Below are 6,000 nucleotides of genomic sequence, written 5' to 3'. Positions count from 1 at the left end.
CGAGGGGGCAGTTTTCCATGGCGCGCGACAGGCGCATCGAAGCCGGCACCCGGAAGCATGCTGCTTCGGGCCACAGCGTCGAAAAGCATATCCTGGGCGACACGTTGCACGGGAGGATGAGCGGCTAAACCCATTCCCTGCCAAGCCTGCGGAGCATTGAAACCATCGGCCGGCGATGGGGCGCCCCGATCTGCGGAGCTCATCAAAGGCTGCTCATGATCGAAAAGCTGCGCTTGCAAATCCGCGGCCGGCTGAGCCGGTAGACGCAAGGTGCTGCTTGCTTCACCACCCGAATTGTCCTGCCCAGCGATCGCGCGGTAGTCGCTCAGCCTATTCAACGCGTAGATGAGTTTCTTGTCGTTCGGAAATAAAGTGTCGGCGTGGCCGAGCAGCGCTTTGTGGCTGAGCTTAACAAGTGACAAAGGGCGCAGCGCCGCTGCTAGCTTCCGAAGACAGCTAGCACTTTGCGGCAGTCTTTTCGTCGATTGCTCGACCAAAACCTGCCTCGGTGGCCTCTCTGATGAGGCGATCGTCTTCCCTGGACGGACGGTAATGTGTCTTGCGGGGCCGAGCGCTATCGCTAGGCTCGCGGTACTTGCTAACGATTGCCAATGCGAAGGCGATGACCTTGTCTCCTGGCAGCAGCTCCTTGGAGCAGTCGAGCAAGGTATCATCATCGAGCCCAGCAATCGACTGGCCAGACTGCTTCAGCGCCTCAGCCAGTTTGCGAAGCCGACGATCATAAATTTCGACGGTGGTCGCATTCGGCGGTGGCCCTCGCTCGAGGGCAGCGCCAGATGCTGCTTGGATGAGGCGATCGTCTTCCTCAGTGATATCGTAAAGCTCACTATGGGGATATGTGGGACCGAGCTGTCGCGCCTCTCCCAAGTGCTGCTCAAACGCCGCTTGCGGCCGTTGCGGCTGTTCCACGGTCGCATCGGACGCGGCGGACCCTTTATCGGCGGGGTTGATCGAGTTGAATCGGTCCATGGTCAGTCCGTTGGCGTCGCTCCCTCGTTACTCACGTTGGCTTTCCAAAACCTGACCTGGTCGAGCGAAAAGGTGGAATGGTTGGTGGGCGGCATTTGCCTTGCTGCAGCATCGCTCGTGCCGCTAAAGAAGGCGCCGGATGAAGGCGCCTTCAACTGAACCTTTGAGCTACATGCGTGGTGCTGCTCCACCGACAATCGTGATCGCCTTGACCTTCAGATCTCAATCGCGGCGATCACGGCGCAATGATCGCGGCGCCTGGTGTGCCATTCAGCGGGTTTTCGATTGGTCGGAGGTCGGCGTGGGGTGGCGTATCGCGTGCTCCTTAATGAACTAGATATCCATTTCGGCGGCATGAGAACCGTGAATTGAGCGCATTTGTGTGTTCCTGACGACCCGTAGAAACGTGAGTTTTCAATGGCGCGCATTTCCGCCTTTTGGCCGACTGCCGCGAGAATAGCCGCGAAACGAAGCCATTCGTGTACCACATCGGTTAGACGTGTTCGGTTTCTGACACCGTTGCCGACAAGCTGGGGCGGCAGAACAGCATAGGCTCGCCGGCGGCCGTTTTTGAAGGAAAATCAGCCGCCGAGCGCGTTTTGAGTGCTGATGGCACGGCGGTTGCTATTGAGAAACAACGATAGTTTGCGAAGGCCGAGTGCATTTAGACACGCAGAATAGACAATGCTCTCATTCCTGTAGACTGGGTGTGCCTGTACAGAGCACCGAGCGTACGGCAATTGCCGTACTCGCTCAATAGGCACCGATCGAATGGGTGCGATGAGGCAGAGCAGCTTCCGAGCGCGCTACAAAATTGGAGAGTTGTAATGACCGCCCCTCTAGCCATATCGACACGGCGCCAAACGACCGATGTGGACGCAATGATCGCCGATCTGCGGTCATGCGAACACCCGCACGATGTGGAAGTGTGCGAGCTGTCACCACGCCTAAGTCACGCTCCCGACGCCCTGATATCGAAGTGGCACATCGAATCTGGGGCAACAGTTTTAGATCTGGGATGCGGATCGGGTGTGTTGGGACTGGCGGCACTCCGCGCTGGGGCTGAACGCCTGGTGGCTCTCGATATTAATCCGCAAGCCGTTCTCACCACAAAGCTAAACATCGAGCAGTTAGGTTATTCGGAGCACGCAGAAGCGCGCCACAGTGACATTTATTCTGCGCTGCAGCCTAGAGAAAAATTCGATCTTATGCTCTTTGCGGCCCCGTATTGGAACCGAAAAGCAAAGGACGATCTGGAGCGCTCTTGCTTTGACGAAGATCATAGCGTCATGGCCTCAGCTCTAGGGGAGCACATATTTGGCTCAATGCCGACGGCCGAATGTATGTCGTCTTTTCTGATCAGGGAGATATTGGGCGCGTCCTGAACCTGATCGATGACAGTAAGCTGCGAGTTAGAAATATGCACATTTTTCGACCATCGATTCATGGAGGGCACATCCGCGTCATCTGGGAGCTCACGCTTCGGTGAAGCCGCTTCCGCTCGTGAATCCTCCCGGACGCATCCGCTGGTCAACCTGTCAAGGGGCCAGTTCAGCACTAGGCGTGTTCGGATCGGCAGTTCGATCACACACACACCAACGAAGGCCGCCGGCCGAGGTTTAATGGGGCTGCAGAACGAGTTCGTCGGATGCAAGGCAATCGCAAATCGCACGGCTTATGGGAGCTGACGGCGCCAGCGCCGCCGTATACCGGTCCTCTCGTGGGTGATTTGCAAGCCGATGTCGTTGTGATCGGCGGCGGATACACCGGACTCTCTGCGGCTATTCACCTCGCGAAGGCAGGCGTGCGCGCTATCTTGCTGGAGGCATCAGAAATTGGATTTGGTGGTTCCGGGCGCAACGTCGGGCTCGTCAATGCGGGCATGTGGGTCACGCCCGACACGCTCTCAGGTGCACTCGGTCCTCCGTTTGGAGAGCGGCTCATCGAATTACTCGGTGGGGGACCGCAGGAGGTTTTTGAACTGATCGAGAGATATGGGATCGACTGCGAAGTTGAGCGCGCAGGGACCTTGCATTGCGCAGTCGGCCACAGGGGCTTGGAGGAAGTCCAGATTCGTGCCGAACAGTGGCAAAAACGCGGTGCTCCGGTCGTGGTGCTTAATGCGGAGGAGACGCGCAGAAAGATTGGCGGTGGCAGCTACACCGCCGCGCTGTTAGACAAGCGCGCCGGTACAATCCAGCCACTCGCCTATGCGCGCGGCTTGGCACGCATTGCGCTTGCAGCGGGCGCGAGGATATTCGCACAAACTGAGGTCCTGACAGTCCGCGACGTGGGGGTGCGCTGGAGGGCTGGGACGGCAATGGGATCCGTATGTGCTGAGTGGGTGATCGTCGCCACCGACGCCTACGGCAAAAAACCTTGGCCGCAGGTTCAGGGAGAGCAGATCCACCTACCTTACTTCAATTTGGCCACGCGGCCCTTACCAGACCATCTCAGGACCTCAATCTTGCCCGAGCGGCAAGGAGCATGGACTACGAGTGAGGTCCTTTCCTCGTTTCGCTTCGATCGATCGGGCCGTTTGGTGTTCGGCAGCGTTGGCGCTCTAGAGGGTATCGGCGCGTTGGTTCACCGCGCCTGGGTAATCAGGTCGCTGCGGAGGCTATTTCCGCAGCTCGGCGACCTCGAGTTCGAAACCGGCTGGTTCGGGATGATCGGGATGACTTCCGACCATCTGCCGCGCTTTCACAAGCTCGACCGCAACGTGGTCTCTTTCGGTGGTTACAACGGGCGCGGGATTGCACCTGGGACCGTCTTCGGCGGTGTGTTGGCCTCCTACGTCCTCGGCCACCTTGCGGAAAAGGATCTACCACTTCCAGTCACGCCAGTTGAACATCGGCGGTTTCGTGCCGCCCGTGAAGTCCTCTACAGAGCAGGCTCTCAGCTAGTTCACTTCACTGAAGCACGGCTCTGATCCGCCTGATGTCACTCGTATACCAAAATCCGGCAAGTTTCCCATCAGTTTGGCACGAGGCGAGCGAAATTGACTTTGGTCGTCTGTCGTTCTTCAGAGAATTCTCAGTATCCGCCCTCGCGCGGGCCTGCCCTCACGATTGTTGGTCGGCAACCATACAGCAATCCAACATCTGCGGATTGGCAAACTCACACATCCTGCAGAGCAGAAAGCCATCCATTCCGTTCATGCGATCGACGACTTCGCGGAAGACTGGTCCTTCAAAGAGATATTCGTATTCGTCGCGCAAAAGATTGCCCAAGACATGACGCCGCTCAAAATCCATGCAGCACAGAGTAACGTCGCCGTTTGGGAGAAGGACATTGCGATATTGTTGTTTGCCAATACAAGTCAAAGTTCCGACGACCGGCCGTCGCGGTTTGATGATATTCGGATCAAGACGTCCCCGCCTGCTACTCAGCGGCCGCAGGCGCTCTAGCGTCTTGGCGGGAATCATGTCGGCGAGATCGGGATGGACTTTGCCCAGGACGACGAATCGAATTGAGGGAATGTTCGCCTCGAGCAGTCGGCGCATGACATTGAGATAAGACCTTCCGACGAGGCGACTGTTCATATAAGTTCCGTCATCAGGAACGTGGACGACGAAAGCCCTGAACTGGAGCATTTGCAAGCGCCGGACGTCACTCCCATTCATTCCGACAAGGGTTGTGAAAATCCGGATGTCATGGCCGCGTGCGTAAGCATGCTCAACCATTCTGGTGCACTCCGGATGCAGCCAAGGCTCCGAGTAGCCGGCGAAACTGATGTCGGTCGCCGTTGGTACGCGCGCCAAACATCGCTGGAAATCTTGCAGGCCCAGGTGCTTTGCTTGAGACACAGGTCTTTGGCGATCGGCGAACTTGTCCTGGGGGCAATAAGAACACCGGACGATGCATCCTGCGGTCGTGGTTATCTCCAATACCCTGCGACCAGGATTGGCGGCGCGTAAGTTTTGTAACACCATGGGATATGCCGTCATTCTGTCTGGTCCTTTCAGGCACGCGGAGCAAGAAATTGCTGGAAAAACAACGTAGCGTTCATTGTGCAGCGTTCGCTGCGCTCTCATGGATTGCAATTCGCGATAGTCACATTGACGAAATGCCTCAGATCCAGCTCGCATCTCATGGACGTTGAATTCGACAACAACGCTATGGCCGGCGCGACGCGCCTCTTACCTGTCAACTGCCGCTTAGCATGATTGGTGCCAATGATATTCTCGTTTCGTTTTGACGCCGCCGTAAGTTGGGCCCCGCGCGCCCCTCGCTGGATTGTTCGGTTTCGAGGATCGTCCGCCTTAAGATCACACGTGGCGACGAATTGACGTTAGCTTGTCCGCAAAATGATGCCTTGCCCGAAAGCTTCGTGCATCTGGCTTTCGATAATTTATTGGTGCGTCCGACGGATGGTCTTGATTTGGCTTGATACTCTCAAAGCCTCTTGGTTCTTGTCTTTAGCATCCTGAGTGGCAACTCAGGGAGCAAGCCCACTATCACCTCGACATCAGACGAAATATCCCAGCCGTGCCGCCAAAGCAGGTCACGAACTGAAACGTCGAGCATGTACCGCACGTTTCGTCCGATTGCGAGCTGGGCAGCCGGCTCGACGAACCCATCGATCGCTGACCGGCTGAGTTACATTACATTCAGATTGGCTGCTTGCGCTCCTGTGACCGGCGCGACCGTGCTCCGGACGATTACCACGGCATATGCCTTGGTGATTGTGGGTCGTAACAAAAAGCGGCGCATGGCCAGTATTGTCGGTCGAGATGTAGTCCTGGGCGTACGGGTTGTCGGCCTGCTCAGATGAAGCACGTCCTTCCGACTGCCACCGCTAAAACTGGGGTGCACCCGTTAGGCTCCCCATTTCGCGCGCGCAACCAGATCGAGCTGCAGGAGCAAACGATGTCGTCGGGTGGCCAAGCGCTATGACGGACTCGCCACCAACTACCCTGCCTTCGTTCAACTCGCGGCAACCAGGTTGTGGCTGCGCCTAATGAGTTCACGTCCTGGTCCGTCAGTTGAGCGCCGTTGACAGGACGT

Annotated in this window: 4 protein-coding genes and 1 pseudogene; 3 read left to right on the top strand and 2 right to left on the bottom strand. The window is 57.2% G+C overall.

All coding sequences use genetic code 11. From position 1 onward, the window contains the following. Window positions 1-497, bottom strand: a pseudogene (locus tag AKL29_RS43700) (hypothetical protein); the annotation flags it as partial. Window positions 498-804: 307 nt separating this feature from the next. Between AKL29_RS43700 and AKL29_RS43695 the strand changes: the two are divergent. The 3 genes from AKL29_RS43695 (at window position 805) to AKL29_RS19915 (ending at window position 3,922) form a co-directional block, all read left to right on the top strand. Further along, window positions 805-1,149: a hypothetical protein gene (locus AKL29_RS43695; RefSeq protein WP_193395236.1), complete on the top strand. Its 345-nt coding sequence runs from the start codon at window positions 805-807 to the stop codon at window positions 1,147-1,149. A gap of 722 nt (window positions 1,150-1,871) precedes the next feature. After that, window positions 1,872-2,375, top strand: a complete 504-nt coding sequence (locus AKL29_RS19920; RefSeq protein WP_244482211.1) for a 50S ribosomal protein L11 methyltransferase — start codon at window positions 1,872-1,874, stop codon at window positions 2,373-2,375. Window positions 2,376-2,638: 263 nt separating this feature from the next. Further along, window positions 2,639-3,922, top strand: a complete 1,284-nt coding sequence (locus tag AKL29_RS19915) for an NAD(P)/FAD-dependent oxidoreductase (RefSeq protein ID WP_050385308.1) — start codon at window positions 2,639-2,641, stop codon at window positions 3,920-3,922. 133 nt (window positions 3,923-4,055) lie between these two features. On the opposite strand, the gene AKL29_RS19910 is transcribed toward AKL29_RS19915, so the two are convergent. Beyond that, window positions 4,056-4,940: a radical SAM/SPASM domain-containing protein gene (locus AKL29_RS19910; RefSeq protein WP_050385307.1), complete on the bottom strand. Its 885-nt coding sequence runs from the start codon at window positions 4,938-4,940 to the stop codon at window positions 4,056-4,058. Window positions 4,941-6,000: the final 1,060 nt, after the last annotated feature.

The sequence above is a fragment of the Bradyrhizobium pachyrhizi genome, assembly GCF_001189245.1.
Lineage (GTDB): Bacteria > Pseudomonadota > Alphaproteobacteria > Rhizobiales > Xanthobacteraceae > Bradyrhizobium > Bradyrhizobium pachyrhizi.
Note: the sequence above shows the minus strand (reverse complement) of the source record. Positions and strands in the feature narration are given on the sequence as shown.

Coding starts and splice junctions, on each gene's coding strand:
- AKL29_RS19920 (WP_244482211.1), top strand. CDS start 1,872: ATGATCGCCGATCTGCGGTCATGCGAACACCCGCACGATGTGGAAGTG.
- AKL29_RS19915 (WP_050385308.1), top strand. CDS start 2,639: ATGCAAGGCAATCGCAAATCGCACGGCTTATGGGAGCTGACGGCGCCA.
- AKL29_RS19910 (WP_050385307.1), bottom strand. CDS start 4,940: ATGACGGCATATCCCATGGTGTTACAAAACTTACGCGCCGCCAATCCT.